The organism is Geodermatophilus sp. CPCC 205506 (assembly GCF_051383635.1).
In the GTDB taxonomy this organism is placed as follows: Bacteria; Actinomycetota; Actinomycetes; order Mycobacteriales; family Geodermatophilaceae; genus Geodermatophilus.
The window spans coordinates 1-16,105 of record NZ_JALPKP010000010.1 but is presented as its reverse complement, the minus strand read 5'-3'; the positions used below and the strand labels follow the sequence as shown (position 1 = coordinate 16,105).

Sequence of the window (16,105 nt, the reverse complement as noted above, 5' to 3'; positions counted from 1 at the left end):
CCGGGGGACCGACAGAACGTGTCTCGCCACAGGCGGACCGATCGGTCACAGCGGCCCCGCGGGCCCGTCAGGTCAGGTCCCGGCGCATCGTGACGTGCGCGATGCCGGCCTCCTCGTACTCCTCCCCCACCGCGACGTAGCCGGCCCGCTCGTAGAAGCGGCGGGCGGTCAGCTGGGCGTGCAGCTCGACCTCGGCCAGCCCCAGCCGCCGCGCCTGCCGGTGCAGCACGGCGAGGACGGCGGCGCCGTGGCCCCGGCCCCGGACGGACGCGTCGACCGCCATCCGGCCGATCACCGCCCGCCCGTCGCGGACCAGCAGGCGCCCGGTGGCGACCACCCGGCCGTCGTCGTCCCGGGCGAGGGCGTGCACCGCGGTGGCGTCGTGCTCGTCCTGCTCGATCTCGGCCGGCACGCCCTGCTCCTCGACGAAGACCCGGGTGCGCAGCGCGAGGATCTCCGGCCGGTCGGCGGCCGTCGCCAGGTCGGCCCTCACCGGGCGCCCGCCGGGAGGGCGCTGGCCGGCACGAGCAGGAACCGCAGGTCGATGAGGACGTGCAGCAGGACCGGCAGCAGCAGCGACCCGGTGTCCAGGTACAGCGCGGCCATCACGCCCCCGAGGACGCCGGTGGTGAGCACCCCCGCCACGCCCTGGTAGGCGTGCGCCAGCCCGAAGCCGGCCGCGCCGACCGCGACCAGCACCGGCGTCGACAGCCCGCCGGCCACCGCGGCCGCGACGGCCAGGAAGAACCCGCGGTACAGCCACTCCTCGCAGACGCCGGCGGTGACCCCGACGACGGTGAACAACCGGCGTTCGGCCCCGGTGCGCGGGAGCAGCGCCAGCGTCGCGTGGACCTGCGGCTCGGCGTGCCGCCCCTCGCCCGGCCGCCGGACCTGCGCGGCGGCCACCGCCAGCGCCCCGGACCGCAGCGCCCGCGTGGAGAGGACCACGAACACCAGCACGAGGACGGCGGCCACCCCGGAGACCGGCCCCGGCCACGACTGCGGCCAGCGCAGCCCGACCCCCGCGGCGTCGACGCCGGGCGCGGACAGCCAGACCACCAGGGCCAGCAGGGCCAGTCCCCACTCCAGGACGAGCAGCCGCCGGTAGAACGAGCGGCGGGCGCCGTCGTCGGTGCGCAGCCGGCCCTCGAACCGGCGGTGCAGCACATGGCCGACCAGCGGCTCCCCCAGCACCAGGTAGCCGGCGACGGCGACCGCCGACAGCGCGGCCGGGCCGTAGTCGGCGAGTGAGCCGGGCAGCCCGTCCACCGCCGGGCCTCAGCTCTCGGCGCGCAGGATGTCGAGCGCGCCGGCCAGATCGGGCGGGTACGGGCTGGTGAACTCCATCCAGTGGCCGTCGGCCGGGTGCGGGATGCCCAGCCGGACGGCGTGCAGCCACTGTCGCGAGACCCCGAGCCGGGCGGCCAGCGTCGGGTCGGCCCCGTAGGTCGTGTCGCCGACGCACGGGTGGCGCAGCGCGGAGAAGTGCACCCGGATCTGGTGAGTGCGGCCGGTCTCCAACCGGATGTCGACCAGGCTGGCCGCCGGGAAGGCCTCCACCACCTCGTAGTGGGTGACCGACGGGCGCCCGCCCTGGACGACGGCGAACCGCCAGTCGTGCTTGGGGTGCCGGTCGATCGGCGCGTCGATGGTGCCGCGGGAGGGGTCGGGGTGCCCCTGGACGAGGGCGTTGTACCCCTTCTCCACGGTGCGCTCCTTGAACGCCGCCTTGAGCAGCGTGTACGCCCGCTCGCTCTTGGCCACGACCATGAGCCCCGTGGTGGCGGCGTCCAGCCGGTGGACGACGCCCTGCCGCTCGGCCGCCCCCGAGGTGGAGACGCGGTAGCCGGCCGCGGCGAGGCCACCGACGACGGTGGGCCCCTCCCAGCCGGGGCTGGCGTGCGCGGCCACCCCGACGGGCTTGTCGACCACCACGATGTCGTCGTCGTCGTGGACGACGGTGAGCCCGGCGACCGGCTCCGGCGCGGTGGGTTCGCCCGGCGGCGGGGGTAGCTCGACCTCCAGCCAGCCGCCTCCGGTGACCCGGTCGCCCTTGCCGTGGACCCGCCCGTCGATCAGCACCCGCCCGCCGTCGGCGAGGTCGGCGGCGGCCGTGCGCGACAGCCCGAACAGCCGGGACAGGGCCTGGTCGACGCGCTGGCCCTCCAGCCCGTCCGGCACCGGGAGCGCGCGGTGCTGGCCCGGGGAGTCGATCACGGCACCCATCGTGACAGAGGAAGGACCGCGTCCTCCTCACCCCTGGCAGGCTCGCGGCGAGCCTCTGGACGGGGCCGGGACCCGCGCAGCGCCGCCGGAGCGGTCAGGGGTGGGCCGGGCCGCCGTCGCGCGCGGCCCGGTCGCCGGACGTCCGGGAGCCGTCGAACTCGATCCCGCGCAGGGCCAGCAGCACCCCGAGGATGCCGCCGCAGACGATCGCGGAGTCGGCGACGTTGAAGATCGGGTAGACCTGCCCGTCCGGGGCGAAGACGGAGACGAAGTCGACGACGCCGCCGCGGAGGAACCCGGGCTCGCGGAAGACGCGGTCGACCAGGTTGCCGACGGCGCCCCCGAGCACCAGACCCAGCGCGACCGCCCACGCGGTGGAGAACAGCCGGCGGGCGGTGCGGACGATCACCACCGCCACCGCGACGGCGATCAGCGTGAAGACCACGGTGAAGCCCTCCGCGAAGGAGAAGGCGGCACCGGTGTTGCGTGCGTGGGTGAGGTACACCGCGCCGCCCAGCAGCCGGATGTTCTCGCCCGCGTCGATCGTGGCGACGACGAGCAGCTTGGTGCCGAGGTCGGCCAGCAGCACCGCCGTCGCCAGGAGGAGCAGCAGCCGGGTGCGCGGCCGCCGCCGGGCGTCGTCCGCGGGTCCGGTCGCCCGGTCGCCGCCGTCCTCGGGCTCGCTGCGTTCGGACAGGACGGGCTCCTCGGTCGTGGCTCCTGCGGCCGGCTGCCGCGCCTCCCGACGATAGCCGCGCCCGCGCCGGGCCCCGCCGCACCGAGCGGCCGGGCGCGCATCCGGGGCCGCGGTGATCCGTCTCATGCCGGTGTGCGACGGATCTCACAACGCCGGGTGACATGTTCTGCGCAGAAAAGGCCGAAGTTGGAGGGGATCGTCATCCCCGAGCCCGGAAGGCCGACGTGTCCACCGACCTCGCACCATCGACCGACCCCGACGTGGTCCTCGTGGGCGGCGGCATCATGAGCGCGACCCTCGCGTCGCTGCTCGGTGTCGTGGCCCCCGACTGGAGCGTCACCCTCTTCGAGTCCGGCCCCGACGTGGCCGCCGAGAGCTCGGACGCCTGGAACAACGCCGGGACCGGTCACGCGGCCCTCTGCGAGCTCAACTACACGCCGGCCGGCCCGGACGGGTCGGTGGACACCAGCAAGGCCGAGACGATCAACGAGCAGTTCCAGGTGTCGCGCCAGTTCTGGTCGCACCTGGTCCGCTCGGGCCTGACCGGGGCGCCGAAGGAGTTCATCACCCCGGTCCCGCACGTCGGCTTCGTCACCGGCGAGGACGGCCGCGCGTACATGCGCAACCGGTACGCGGCGATGTCCGCCTCCCCGCTGTTCGCCGGCCTGGAGTACACCGACGACGCCACCGAGCTGGCCGGGTGGCTGCCGCTGATGATGGCCGGCCGCCCCGCCGGCGAGGTCGTCGCGGCCACCCGCTCGTCCGCCGGCACCGACGTGGACTTCGGCGCGCTGACCCGGCTGCTGATCGAGGCGGCCGAGGAGCGCGGCGTGCACGTGCACGTGCACCAGCGGGTCACCGGCGTGGAGCGCCGCACCGACGGCCGCTGGACGGTCACGATCACCGACGCGCTCACCGGCGAGGAGCGCACCGTGCGCACCCGCTTCCTCTTCGTCGGGGCCGGCGGCGGCGCGCTGCCGCTGCTGCAGCGGGCCGGCATCCCCGAGATCCGCGGCTTCGGCGGCTTCCCGGTCAGCGGCAAGTTCCTGCGCACCGGCTCGCCCGAGCTGGTGTCGGCGCACCAGGCGAAGGTCTACGGGCAGGCCGCCGTCGGCGCGCCGCCGATGTCGGTGCCGCACCTGGACCTGCGGCTGATCGACGGCGACCACTCGCTGCTGTTCGGCCCCTACGCCGGCTTCTCCCCCAAGTTCCTCAAGGCCGGCTCGCTGTTCGACCTGCCCCGCTCGGTCCGCGGCCACAACCTCGGCTCGATGCTGGGCGTGGCGAAGGACAACGTGCCGCTGACCCGGTACCTGATCACCGAGCTGCTCAGGGGCGGCAGGTCGCGGCACAACACGCTGACCGAGTTCGTGCCCGAGGCCGAGGCGGCCGACTGGGAGCTCATCACCGCGGGACAGCGGGTGCAGGTCATCAAGCGCGACGCCGCCGGCCACCCGGTGCTGCAGTTCGGCACCGAGCTGGTCGTCGGCGGCGAGGGCACCATCGCCGGCCTGCTGGGCGCCTCCCCCGGCGCCTCGACGGCGGTCTCGGCGATGCTGACCGTGCTCGAGCGCTGCTTCCCGGACCGGATCGACGCCTGGCGGCCGTCGCTGCAGGAGGCGATCCCCTCCTACGGCCGCCGGCTGGTCGACGACCCGGCGCTGCTGGCCGAGGTCCGCGCGGAGACGATGCAGACCCTCGAGCTCAACGGCTGACCCGACCGAGGGGCAGAGATGGCCATGTCCGCTCCTCAGTCGATCTCGGTGGCGCCGCCGGTCTCGCCGCGCCAGCTGGCCAGCCGGCCGGCGCGGCTGACCGCCCGCAGCCGCCGCTCGGCCTCCAGCCGGGACCGCCGCGCCGACACCAGCAGCGCCTGGTCGCCGCGCATCAGGCGGGTGCTCGCGTCGGGCACGAACGGCCGGCCGTCGCGGACGATGAGGACCACGGCGGCGTCGTCGGGCAGGCGCAGCTCCGGGAGGTAGACGCCGTGCAGCCGGGACCCGGCGGGCACGGTCACCTGGAGCAGGTCGGCGTCCAGCTCGTCCAGCGGCGCGGACTCGACGTCGACGTCCCGCGGGGTCACCGGCGCGGCGATGCCCAGCCGCCGCGCCACCCAGGGCAGCGACCAGCCCTGGATCAGGGTGAAGACGACGACCAGCACGAAGACGGTGTCGAAGATGACCAGGGCGTCCGGCACACCGGCGGCGACCGGGAAGGTCGCCAGGACGATCGGGACCGCGCCGCGCAGCCCGGCCCACGAGATGAACGCCTGCTGCGACAGCGGCATGCGGAACCACACGAGGCTGGCCAGCACCGACAGCGGCCGGGCCACCAGCAGCAGCGCCCCGCCGACGAGGAGCGCCGGCAGCAGGGCCTCGTCCAGCCGGGTCGGCGACGCCAGCAGCCCGAGCATCACGAACAGCCCGATCTGCGCCAGCGAGGCCATGCCCTCGGCGAAGCCGATGCTCGCCGAGCGGTGCGGCAGCGCGGCGTTGCCGAGCGCGACCCCGGCCAGGTAGACCGCGACGAAGCCGGAGGTGTGCGCCAGGGACGCCGCGGAGAACGCCAGCACGCACAGCGCGAGGGTCGCCAGCGGGTAGAAGCCGGCGAGCGGGAGGGCCACCCGGCGCAGCAGCTCCGCACCGCCGAGCCCGACGGCCGCGCCGATGGCCGCCCCACCGACCAGCTCCACCACGATCTCCAGCGCCACCAGCCACCAGGCGTGCGCCTCGGCGCCGGTGAGGTAGGCCGAGAGCGCCGTCACCAGCAGGATCGCCGGGGCGTCGTTGAGCCCGCTCTCGGCCTCGATCGACGCGGCCAGCCGGCGCGGCAGGGGCAGCCGGCGCAGGGCGGCGAACACGGCGGCGGCGTCGGTCGACCCGATGACCGCGCCGAGCAGCAGGGCGAAGGCCCAGGGGAAGTCGAGCAGCCAGACCGTGATGCCCGCCGTGACGCCCACGCTCACCAGGACGCCGATCGTGGCCAGGGACACCCCCGGCCCGATCGCCCGCCGGACGTCGTGCCACCGGGTGGTGAGACCGCCCTCGGCGAGGATGACCACCAGCGCCGCGACGCCGAGGGTGGAGGTGAGCTGCACGTCCTCGAAGTCGACGCCCACGCCGTTCTCGCCGAGCGCAATGCCGAGGGCCAGGTAGATCAGCAGGCTGGGCAGCCCCAGCCGGTCGGCCAGCCGCAGCGCGACCGCCGCCACGAGGACGACCAGCGCCCCGGCCGCGAGCCCGACGGTGACGGTCGTGTTCACCGCGGGGCCCTGTCCACCTCCGCAGTCTCCCGTACGCCGGTCGCGCGCCCGTGACCTCCGGCTGCGGACCGGGGTCGGGCACCGCCGCCGGTCCCCCGCGGGCCTCGGGGATGATGGACGGCGTGAGTTCTCCAGGCCCCTTCCGCGCACTGCCCCCTCAGGTCGACCTGCCCGCCCTCGAGCAGGAGATCCTGGGCCGCTGGGAGGCGGAGAAGGTCTTCGCGCGCACGCTAGACACCTCGGCCGGCAAGCCGCAGTGGAACTTCTACGAGGGCCCGCCGACCGCCAACGGCCGCCCCGGCACCCACCACATCGAGGCCCGTGTCTTCAAGGACGTGTTCCCGCGGTTCAAGACGATGCAGGGCTGGCACGTGCCCCGTCGCGCCGGGTGGGACTGCCACGGCCTGCCGGTCGAGATCGCCGTCGAGCAGGAGCTGGGCTTCGCCGGGAAGCCCGACATCGAGCGCTACGGCATCGCCGAGTTCAACGCCCGCTGCCGGGAGTCCGTCGAGCGGCACGTCGACGCGTTCACGGGCCTGACCCGCCGGATGGGCTACTGGGTCGACATGTCCACGGCCTACTGGACGATGGACCCGGCCTACATCGAGAGCGTCTGGTGGTCGCTCAAGCAGGTCTTCGAGAAGGGCCTGCTGGTCGAGGACCACCGGGTCGCCCCCTACTGCCCCCGGTGCGGCACCGGCCTGTCCGACCACGAGGTCGCCCAGGGGTACGAGTCGATCACCGATCCCTCGGTCTACGTGCGGCTGCCGGTCACCAGCGGCGAGTGGGCCGGCAAGGCCGACCTGCTGATCTGGACGACGACGCCGTGGACGCTGCCGTCCAACACCGCGGTCGCCGTCCACCCGGACGTCCCCTACGTCGTGGCACGGCGCGGCGACGACACCCTGGTCGTGGCCGAGCCGCTGCTGGGTGCCGTCTTCGGCGACACCGACGACGTCGAGGTGCTGGCCCGCACCACCGGCCGGGAGTGGGAGCGGGTGCACTACCAGCGGCCGTTCGAGCTGGTCGACTTCCCCGAGGGCCCCGACGGCGGTCCGGTCGACGCGCACTTCGTCGTCCTGGCCGACTACGTGACCACCGAGGACGGCACCGGCCTGGTGCACCAGTCCCCCGCCTTCGGCGCCGACGACCTCGCCGTGTGCCGCGCCTACGGGCTGCCCGTGGTCAACCCGATCGACCCGTCCGGGCACTTCCTGCGCGAGGTCCGGCTGGTCGGCGGCCGGTTCTTCAAGGCCGCCGACGACGAGCTGCTCGTCGACCTCGAGCACCGCGGCGTGCTGTGGCGCGAGCAGCGGTACGAGCACAGCTATCCGCACTGCTGGCGCTGCCACACGCCGCTCATGTACTACGCGCAGCCCTCCTGGTACATCCGGACGAGCGCGGTGAAGGACCAGCTGCTCGCCGAGAACGAGAAGACGCACTGGCACCCGGAGCACATCCAGTGGGGCCGCTACGGCGACTGGCTGCGCAACAACGTCGACTGGGCGCTGTCCCGGGACCGGTACTGGGGCACGCCGCTGCCGATCTGGCGCAACGACGCCGACCCGTCGCGCGTGGTGGCGGTGGGGTCGCTGGCCGAGCTGTCGGAGCTGTCCGGGCGCGACCTGTCCGACCTCGACCCGCACCGGCCGTTCATCGACGACGTCACCTTCACGCTCCCCGGCGAGGAGGGCACCTTCCGGCGGGTGCCGCAGGTGATCGACGCCTGGTACGACTCCGGGGCCATGCCCTTCGCCCAGTGGGGCGCGCCGTACCGGAACCAGGCGGAGTTCGAGGCGGCCTACCCGGCGCAGTTCATCTGCGAGGCGATCGACCAGACCCGCGGCTGGTTCTACTCGCTGATGGCCGTGGGCACGCTGGTGTTCGACCGGAGCTCGTACGAGAACGTGCTGTGCCTGGGCCACATCCTGGCCGAGGACGGCCGGAAGATGAGCAAGCACCTGGGCAACATCCTCGAGCCGATCCCGCTCATGGACCGGCACGGCGCCGACGCCGTCCGCTGGTTCATGCTGGCCGGCGGCTCGCCGTGGTCGGCGCGCCGGGTGGGCCACGAGACGCTGTCCGAGGTGGTCCGCAAGGTGCTGCTCACCTACTGGAACACCGCGAGCTTCTTCACCCTGTACGCCGACACGAACGGCTGGGACCCGCGCTCGACGCCGGCCCCCGCGCGGGCCGAGCGGCCGCTGCTCGACCGCTGGGCGCTGGCCGAGCTGGCTGCGGTGACCGAGGGGGTCACCACCGCCCTCGAGGACTTCGACACCCAGGGCGCCGGACGCCTGCTCGCCGAGTTCGTCGACGACCTCTCCAACTGGTACGTGCGCCGCTCGCGGCGCCGGTTCTGGGACGGCGACGCCGCCGCCCTGGCCACGCTGCACGAGGTGCTCGACGGGCTGACCCGGCTGATGGCGCCGTTCACCCCGTTCGTCACCGAGGAGGTGTGGGCCCGGGCGGTCGCCCCGGGCGTGCCCGACGCGGTCGACAGCGTCCACCTCACCTCGTGGCCGCTGGTGGACGCCGGGGCGCGGGACGACGAGCTGGTGGCGCAGGTGGCTCTGGTGCGCCGGCTGGTCGAGCTGGGCCGTTCCGCCCGGACGTCGGCCAAGGTGCGCACCCGCCAGCCGCTGGCCCGCGCCGTCGTCGCCGCCCCCGGCTGGTCGGCGCTGCCCGGCGAGCTGGTCGCCGAGATCGCCGACGAGCTGAACGTCCAGGGGCTGCTCGACCTCTCCGCGGTCGGCGGCGACCTCGTCGACGTCAGCGTGAAGATCGACTTCCGCGCGGTCGGCCGGCGGCTGGGCAAGCAGGTGCAGGCCGTCGCCAAGGCGGTCGCTGCGGCCGACCCGGCCGCCCTGGTCGCCGCCTACCGGGCCGGCACCGCCACCGTCGAGGTCGACGGCGCCCCGGTGCCGCTGGAGGAGGGCGACCTGGTCGTCACCGAGACCCCGCGCGAGGGCTGGACGGTCGCCAGCGGCGGCGGGCTCACCGTGGCGCTGGACCTCCAGCTCACCCCGGAGCTGGAGCGGGCCGGGCTGGTGCGCGAGGCCGTCCGGCTGGTGCAGGAGGCCCGCAAGAGCAGCGGTCTGGCCGTCAGCGACCGGATCGAGCTGTGGTGGACCGCCGAGGACTCCACCGACCCCATGGCCGAGGCGCTCCGCGAGCAGGCCGACCAGGTCGCTGCCGAGGTGCTGGCGGTGCGGGTGCACGCCGGCACCGCGGGCTCCGGCGCCGGCCTCGAGGGGCCCGGCGGGTCGCGCTTCTGGCTGGCCCGCGCGACGGACTAGCCGCGCGAACGCGAGAGCGGCCCCCGGACGGATCGTCCGGGGGCCCCTCTCACGTCAGGCCGTTCGTCAGGCCGGGGCGTGCTGGTTCTGCCGGCTGTTGGACGCCGGCTCGGCCGAGCCGCGGCTGTCCAGGTCGCGCAGGTGCGACTCGAGGTAGGACCGCAGCCGGGTGCGGTACTCGCGCTCGAAGGTGCGCAGCTCCTCGATCTTGCGCTCCAGGCTGCTCTTCTTCTCCTCGAGCGTGCCCATGACCTCGGTGTGCCGGCGCTCGGCGTCCTGGTCGAGGGCCGCGGCCTTGGCGCGGGCCTCGCGCTCCATCGTCTCCGACCGGGTGCGGGCGTCGTTGACCATCGAGTCGGCGCGCATCTTCGCCTCGCTGACCATCTGCTCGCTCTTGGCCCGCGCGTCGGTGACCATGCGCTCGCTGTTGGTCTTGGCGGACACGACCATCTGGTCGGCCTGCGCCTTGGCCTCGTTGACGTACCGGTCCGCGGTCTCGGTGGCCAGGGCCAGCATCCGCGAGGCGCGGGCGCTGTCGTCCTCCCGCGGGGCGGGCGGAGGCGGCGGCGGGGCGGCCGCTGGGGCCGGCGCCTCGACGCTCTCGGCGCGCGGCGTGCGGCCGGTGGCCGAACCGGCGCGGAGCTCGTTGTTCTCCTCGATCAGCCGGGCCAGCTCGGCCTCCACCACGTCGAGGAACGCGTCGACCTCGTCCTCGTCGTAGCCGCGTTTGCCGATCGGAGGCTTCTTGAAGACGACGTTGTGCACGTCGGCAGGCGTGAGTGGCATCGGGGTCACCTCGGGTCGGACTGCGGGAACAGGGACGTTCTCGGACGAGCGACGGCGGACCACACCCGGCCCCCGGTGACGCCGTCCTCAAGGGACTCAGCGGTCACACGGCGCCCCGTGCGAGGCTGTCCACGATCCCCTTCAGGATGTACACGGCGATCAGGAGCACCATAAACCCGAGGTCCAGCCGGATGGTGCCCAGGTTCAGGGGCGGGATGACCTTCCGGATGGCCTTGAGGGGCGGGTCGGTCGTGGCGTAGACGACCTCGAGACCCGCCGCCACCAGCCCCGACGGCCGCCAGCTGCGCGCCAGCACCATGACCCAGTCGACGACGAACCGTGCGAAGAGCAGGACGAGGAAGACGAGCAGCACCGATGAGACGATCTGCCAGAAGAGAGCCACGGTCCTCGTTCGTTCAGGGCACTCCGCGTGCCGGGTCCACTCCTGCCGTCGGCCTCAGGGCTGGCTGAGGAACCCGCCTTCGCGGATCCGCGCCTTGTCCTCGGCCGTCACGTCGACGTCCCTCGGGCTGAGCAGGAACACCTTGTTCGTGACGCGCTCGATACTACCGCGCAGACCGAAGGACAGACCTGCAGCGAAGTCGACGAGGCGCTTCGCGTCGGCGTCGTTCATCTCGGTGAGGTTCATGATGACCGGCATCCCGTCGCGGAAGTTCTCGCCGATCTGGCGGGCCTCGTTGTACGTGCGCGGGTGCAGCGTGGTGATCCGGTAGGGCTTCGGCGCCGGGGCGGGGGCCGGCGCGGGGGTCGGCTCCGGGGTCGCGGCCACCGGCTCGCGGACGGCGAGACCCGCGGCGCCCGAGGCGGACGAGCCACCGCCGAGGCCGGGCGTGGACGTGCTGCCGATCCCGGGCGTGGACGCGCTGCCGAGCCCGGCACCGGCCGAACCGCCGATACCGGCGCCGGCGGTGCCACCGAGGCGCGTGGAGCGGTCGGCGCCCACCGAGGGGGCGAGGCCGATGTTCCGGCCCGCGCCGGCGGTGGTGCGGCGGGGCAGGGCCACCGGCTCGGGGTCCGGCGCCGGCAGCTCGGGCTCGAGGTCGGCCTCGTAGTCGTCGGCGCGGTAGTCGGTGGCGTAGCGGTCGCCGGCGTCGTAGGGGTCGTCGTACGCGTCGTCCGAGGCGTACCGGCCGTAGCGGCGGTCGTCGAGCCGGCGGTCGTCCGGACGACGGTCGTCGTGCCGGTCGTAGTCGGCCTGCCGGGCGTCGTACCGGCCGTAGGCGCGAGCGTCGTCGTCCTCGACGAGCCCGAGGTAGATGCCCATCTTCCGCATGGCTCCGGCCATCAGCCCTCCCCCTCTGGTGAACAGCGCGTCGGTCACCCGGGTTCGTGGGACCCGTGTGACTGGTGTGACTCGTCCTCTGGGGAGGGTAGGGGGCGCTCCCCGAAGACGGCAGTTCCGACACGCACGAGTGTGCTGCCGGCCGCGATCGCCTCCTCGAGGTCCGCGCTCATCCCCGCCGAGATCTCGCCGGCCTCCGGGTGGTCGGCCCGCACCCGGTCGGCCAGGGCGGCCAGGCGGGCGAACGCCGGTCCCGGCTCGACGTCCCGGGGGGCCACCGCCATGAGGCCGCGGAGCCGCAGGCCCTCCTCGACCGCGACCGCGTCGGCCAGCCCGGGAACGGCGTCGGGGTCGGCGCCGCCCCGGGCCGCCAGCTCCCCCTCCGGCCCGCCGAGATCGACCTGGAGGAAGACCTCGACGGCGTGCCCGGCCTCGGCGCCGGCCCGGCCGAGGACCCGGGCGAGCGGGAGCCGGTCGACCGAGTGCACCACCGCGCCCAGGCGGGCGACGGCGGCGGCCTTGTTGCGCTGCAGCTGGCCCACGAAGTGCCAGCGGAGCGGGAGGTCGGTCAGCTCCGCGGCCTTGGTGACGAGCTCCTGGGCCCGGTTCTCGCCGAAGTCGGCCTGCCCCAGCGCGGCCAGCCCGCGGACCGCCGCGGCGGGCCAGGTCTTGCTCACCGCGAGCAGCCCGACGGAGGCGGGGTCGCGGCCGGCCGCCCGTGCCGCGGCGTCGATGCGGGCCCGCACCGCGCGCAGCCGGTCCGCCGGGGAGGTCATGCGCCGATCCTCCCCGATCGCCGGATCACCCGAGCCAGACCACGCCCGCCTGGCGGCCCGTCACGCCGTCGCGCCGGTGGGAGAACAGGAAGCGGTCCTCGACGGTGCACCGCGGGTCGTGCACCACCTGGCCGACGCCCGCGCCGCGGAGCACCTCGGCCAGCCCGGCGCGCAGGTCCAGCCCGGGTGTCCCCCGGCGGGTCCGGACCGCCGCCGCCGGCGCCACCCGGGCCACCTCGGCCTGCATGGCCCGTGGCACCTCGTAGCAGGCGCCGCAGACGGCCGGGCCGAGCAGCGCGGTGACGTCGGCCGGCCGGCTGCCCAGCCCCCGCATCGCGGCCAGTGCCGCGGGGACGACGCCCTGCCGGACGCCCTCCCGGCCGGCGTGCACGGCGGCCACCACCCCCGCTGCGGGATCGGCCATCAGGACCGGCACGCAGTCAGCCACGAGGGCGCACAGCACGAGGCCGGGCGTCCTGGTGACGAGGGCGTCGGTGGCCGGCAGCGGCCCGTCGGGTGGGCCGTCCACCACTGTCACGCCCGTCCCGTGCACCTGGTCCATCCAGACCAGCCGGGACGTGTCCACGCCCAGCTCGCGGGCCAGGCGGTCCCGGTTGGCGGCGACGTCGGCTGGGTCGTCACCGACGTGTCCGCCGAGGTTGAACGACTCGTAGGGCGAACGGGACCGGCCGCCCCGCCGGTCGGTGACGACCCGTCGGGGTCGCACCGCCTGCGGGGCGGCCGGTGACGAGGTCACGGGGCTCCTCCTACTGGCGGAGGAACTCCGGGATGTCGAGCTCCTCCTCGAAGTCCTCGCTCGACAGCGGCCGGCGGGCGCCGCCCGAGCCGGAGCTCGGGACCGGCGGGAGCGGGGGCACGGTGATGCCGCCGCCGGCCGCCGGGCGCTGCGGCAGCTGCGAGGTGGACGGCAACGACGCCGGCGGGGTCGACGCGGACCCGACCAGGCGCTCGCCGGTGGGCGCCGGCGAGGCCGCGGTCACCGGCTGCGGGTGCATCGGCATCCGGGAGGTGACCGGCGGGGCCACGGGGGGCGCCGTCGGCAGCGACGTCGTGCCCGCGTTCTTCCGGTCGCTCGGCTTGCCGCCGTCGAAGCCCGCGGCGATGACGGTGACCCGCACCTCGTCACCCAGGGCGTCGTCGATCACGGCACCGAAGATGATGTTGGCGTCGGCGTGCGCGGCGTCCGACACCAGCGAGGCGGCCTCGTTGATCTCGAACAGGCCCAGGTCCGAGCCACCGGAGATCGACAGCAGGACGCCGTGGGCGCCCTCCATCGAGGCCTCCAGCAGCGGGCTGGCGATCGCCTGCTCCGCGGCCAGCAGCGCCCGGTTGTCCCCGCGCGCGCTGCCGATGCCCATCAGCGCCGAGCCCGCGCCGGACATGACCGACTTGACGTCGGCGAAGTCCAGGTTGATCAGGCCGGGCGTGGTGATCAGGTCAGTGATGCCCTGGACACCGGAGAGCAGCACCTGGTCGGCGGTGCGGAAGGCGTCCATGACGCTGACGTTCCGGTCACCGAGCTGCAGCAGCCGGTCGTTGGGGATGACGATGAGCGTGTCGCACTCGTTGCGCAGCTCCTCGATGCCCGACTCGGCCTGCACGGCCCGCCGCTTGCCCTCGAAGGAGAACGGACGGGTGACCACGCCGATGGTGAGGGCGCCGAGCTTGCGCGCGATCGAGGCGACGACGGGCGCGCCGCCGGTGCCGGTGCCACCACCCTCGCCCGCCGTCACGAAGACCATGTCGGCGCCCTTGAGCACCTCTTCGATCTCCTCGCGGTGGTCCTCGGCGGCCTGCCGCCCGACGTCGGGCTGGGCGCCGGCGCCCAGCCCGCGGGTCAGCTCGCGACCGACGTCGAGCTTGACGTCGGCGTCGCTCATCAGCAGCGCCTGCGCGTCGGTGTTGATGGCGATGAACTCGACCCCCTTGAGGCCGACCTCGATCATCCGGTTCACCGCGTTCACACCGCCGCCGCCGATGCCGACGACCTTGATGACCGCGAGGTAGTTGTGCGGAGGTGTCATGTTGGGGCTCCCGACCTCGACCCTCATCCTCAAGTAAAGCCTTATAGTTATGTCAACTGGGTCGACGCGGCTGAAGTTAGGTGGGCCGCCGCACGCCCTACAAGCACCCTCCCGGGACCGGCGTGTCGGGCCGGCGGCTTCGCACCGATCCCACCGGACCCAGTGGTCACTCAGACACCACTGACAGTGACGACCCGCGCCGGGAACGTCTCATGTGGTGGTTGATGGCCGGGACACGCCGGGTCCTCGGAACTCGGAAAAGTGATGCTGCGCGTCGGGCGTGTCGTGGAGCCGCGCGTGTCGGTTCGGGCTGGTCAGGACGCCGCTGCGGAGCCGGGGGGCCACCGTGTGCGAGCACGGCCGGCGCCCGGACCGCTCACTGCCGCGGGATGCGGCCCATGAGGTAGAACTCGTCGTTCGGCGGGATGGCCGCCCAGTGCGCGAGCCGGTTCGACAGCGCGAACAACGACACGATCGCGCCGACGTCCCACACGTCGTCCTCCGTCAGGCCGTGCCCGCGCAGCCGGTCCAGGTCGGCCGCCGTCACCTCGGCCGGCCGCACGGCGAGGCGCACGGCTACGTCGAGGACGGCGTGCACCCGGTCCGGCAGCGGCGCCTTGCGCCAGTCGACGGCCACCTGGTCGGCGATGTGCGGGTCCCGGGCGCGGATGCGGGCGATCGCACCGTGCGCGACGACGCAGTAGAGGCAGTCGTTGGCCGCGCTGGTGGCGACCACGATCAGCTCACGCTCGGCCTTCGACAGGCCGGGGGTCTCTTTGTCCATGAGCGCGTCGTGCAGGGCGAAGAACGCCGCGGCCTCGGCCGGCCGCCAGGCCAGCGCGCCGAAGACGTTGGGCAGGAAACCCGAGCGCTCCTCGACGTCGGCGTAGCGCTCGCGCAGCTCCGGGGCGAGCTCGTCGGCGGTCGGGACGGGGAACCGGCTGATCGGCGAGGACGTCACGGGGACAGCCTTCCCCGCCGTTCAGCGGAGGACCACCGCCGAGGGCGCGCTGACGTCGATGGTGTCCGCGGGCTCGAGCGTCCCGGCGGCGAGCTGGCCGAGCAGGGCGACGAGCGCGGCGGCCTTGTCCCCGGCCTCCTCCGCGCTCCCCCACAGCACCGTGGTGCCGTCCACGAGGGTGAGGGTGACGTCCTCGGCCGAGGTGGCCGTGGCCGAGAGGACCCCCGCGCGGACGTCGGCCGGCAGCGCCACCAGCGCGGCGAGGACGGCGCGCGTGGCGCGGTCGTCGGGACCGGGGTCGGCGACCTCCAGCGGGACGACGCCGACCGGCGGCGGACCGGTCACCGTGTCGAAGAGCACGCCGCCGGCGTCGACCAGGGTGCGGCTGCCGGCCTCGTCGACGACGGCGACCGGAACCCGCTCGACCACGGTGATGACGACGCTGCGCGGCCAGCCGCGGGTGACCTCCACCGAGGCGACCTGCGGCAGCCGGGCGACCCGTGCCCGGGCGGCGTCGACGTCCACCCGCAGCAGGGGCGTGCCCTCCGCGACCCCGGCCACCTCGATCACCTCGTCCGCGGTGAGGGAGCCCGCGCCGTCGACCCGGACCTCGGAGACGGCGAGCACGGGGCTCGCCCACAGCAGCCAGACGAGCACCAGGACCGCGGCCAGGCCGGCACCGGCGCGCAGCAGCAGCCGGCGGCGCCGGTCGCGCGGGCTGTCCCGGCGCCGGCGCGCGGGCGCCGCGGC

General features: G+C 74.6%; 15 protein-coding genes. 2 read left to right on the top strand and 13 right to left on the bottom strand.

Annotated features, from left to right (window positions below):
• Positions 1–67: 67 nt before the first annotated feature.
• The 4 genes from MY520_RS07715 to lspA all read right to left on the bottom strand — a co-directional run bounded on the left by MY520_RS07715 (position 68) and on the right by lspA (position 3,049).
• A complete protein-coding gene (locus tag MY520_RS07715; RefSeq protein WP_436691501.1) occupies positions 68–493 on the bottom strand; it encodes a GNAT family N-acetyltransferase in 426 nt (141 codons plus the stop codon).
• On the bottom strand, positions 490–1,269 hold the full coding sequence (locus MY520_RS07710) for a CPBP family intramembrane glutamic endopeptidase (RefSeq protein ID WP_436691500.1): 780 nt from the start codon (positions 1,267–1,269) through the stop codon (positions 490–492). Before MY520_RS07710 ends, MY520_RS07715 begins: the two co-directional genes overlap by 4 nt.
• 9 nt (positions 1,270–1,278) lie before the next feature.
• The gene (locus MY520_RS07705; protein ID WP_436691499.1) at positions 1,279–2,217 is read right to left on the bottom strand and encodes an RluA family pseudouridine synthase; all 939 of its coding nucleotides are present in this window, start codon (positions 2,215–2,217) and stop codon (positions 1,279–1,281) included.
• Between the two features lie 103 nt (positions 2,218–2,320).
• Positions 2,321–3,049 carry a signal peptidase II gene (lspA, locus tag MY520_RS07700; protein WP_436691498.1) on the bottom strand — a complete coding sequence of 243 codons (729 nt, stop codon included), beginning with the start codon at positions 3,047–3,049 and terminating at the stop codon, positions 2,321–2,323.
• Between the two features lie 98 nt (positions 3,050–3,147).
• Between lspA and mqo the strand changes: the two genes are divergently transcribed.
• A complete protein-coding gene (gene mqo, locus MY520_RS07695) occupies positions 3,148–4,638 on the top strand; it encodes a malate dehydrogenase (quinone) (RefSeq protein WP_436691497.1) in 1,491 nt (496 codons plus the stop codon).
• A 35-nt stretch (positions 4,639–4,673) separates the two neighbouring features.
• Here the strand turns inward: mqo and MY520_RS07690 are convergent, their stop codons facing one another.
• On the bottom strand, positions 4,674–6,185 hold the full coding sequence (locus MY520_RS07690) for a potassium/proton antiporter (RefSeq protein WP_436691496.1): 1,512 nt from the start codon (positions 6,183–6,185) through the stop codon (positions 4,674–4,676).
• Between the two features lie 122 nt (positions 6,186–6,307).
• Between MY520_RS07690 and ileS the strand changes: the two genes are divergently transcribed.
• Complete coding sequence (ileS, locus tag MY520_RS07685) at positions 6,308–9,484, top strand: isoleucine--tRNA ligase (RefSeq protein WP_436691495.1); 3,177 nt, start codon at positions 6,308–6,310, stop codon at positions 9,482–9,484.
• 66 nt (positions 9,485–9,550) lie between these two features.
• Here ileS and MY520_RS07680 read toward each other — a convergent pair whose 3' ends face one another.
• From MY520_RS07680 to MY520_RS07645, 8 genes are all read right to left on the bottom strand, one after another.
• Positions 9,551–10,270: a DivIVA domain-containing protein gene (locus tag MY520_RS07680; RefSeq protein WP_436691494.1), complete on the bottom strand. Its 720-nt coding sequence runs from the start codon at positions 10,268–10,270 to the stop codon at positions 9,551–9,553.
• A gap of 103 nt (positions 10,271–10,373) precedes the next feature.
• A complete protein-coding gene (locus MY520_RS07675; RefSeq protein ID WP_436691493.1) occupies positions 10,374–10,673 on the bottom strand; it encodes a YggT family protein in 300 nt (99 codons plus the stop codon).
• 54 nt (positions 10,674–10,727) lie between these two features.
• Positions 10,728–11,576 carry a cell division protein SepF gene (locus MY520_RS07670; RefSeq protein WP_436691492.1) on the bottom strand — a complete coding sequence of 283 codons (849 nt, stop codon included), beginning with the start codon at positions 11,574–11,576 and terminating at the stop codon, positions 10,728–10,730.
• Between the two features lie 32 nt (positions 11,577–11,608).
• Positions 11,609–12,349 (bottom strand): YggS family pyridoxal phosphate-dependent enzyme, encoded by a 741-nt coding sequence (locus tag MY520_RS07665; RefSeq protein WP_436691491.1) that lies wholly within the window; start codon positions 12,347–12,349, stop codon positions 11,609–11,611.
• A gap of 25 nt (positions 12,350–12,374) precedes the next feature.
• The gene (gene pgeF / locus MY520_RS07660) at positions 12,375–13,106 is read right to left on the bottom strand and encodes a peptidoglycan editing factor PgeF (RefSeq protein WP_436691490.1); all 732 of its coding nucleotides are present in this window, start codon (positions 13,104–13,106) and stop codon (positions 12,375–12,377) included.
• Positions 13,107–13,116: 10 nt separating this feature from the next.
• Complete coding sequence (gene ftsZ, locus MY520_RS07655) at positions 13,117–14,394, bottom strand: cell division protein FtsZ (RefSeq protein ID WP_436691489.1); 1,278 nt, start codon at positions 14,392–14,394, stop codon at positions 13,117–13,119.
• Positions 14,395–14,770: 376 nt separating this feature from the next.
• The gene (locus MY520_RS07650) at positions 14,771–15,355 is read right to left on the bottom strand and encodes a peroxidase-related enzyme (RefSeq protein ID WP_436691488.1); all 585 of its coding nucleotides are present in this window, start codon (positions 15,353–15,355) and stop codon (positions 14,771–14,773) included.
• A gap of 21 nt (positions 15,356–15,376) precedes the next feature.
• Positions 15,377–16,105 (bottom strand): cell division protein FtsQ/DivIB (locus MY520_RS07645; protein ID WP_436691487.1); only part of this gene is annotated, 729 nt, incomplete at its 5' end.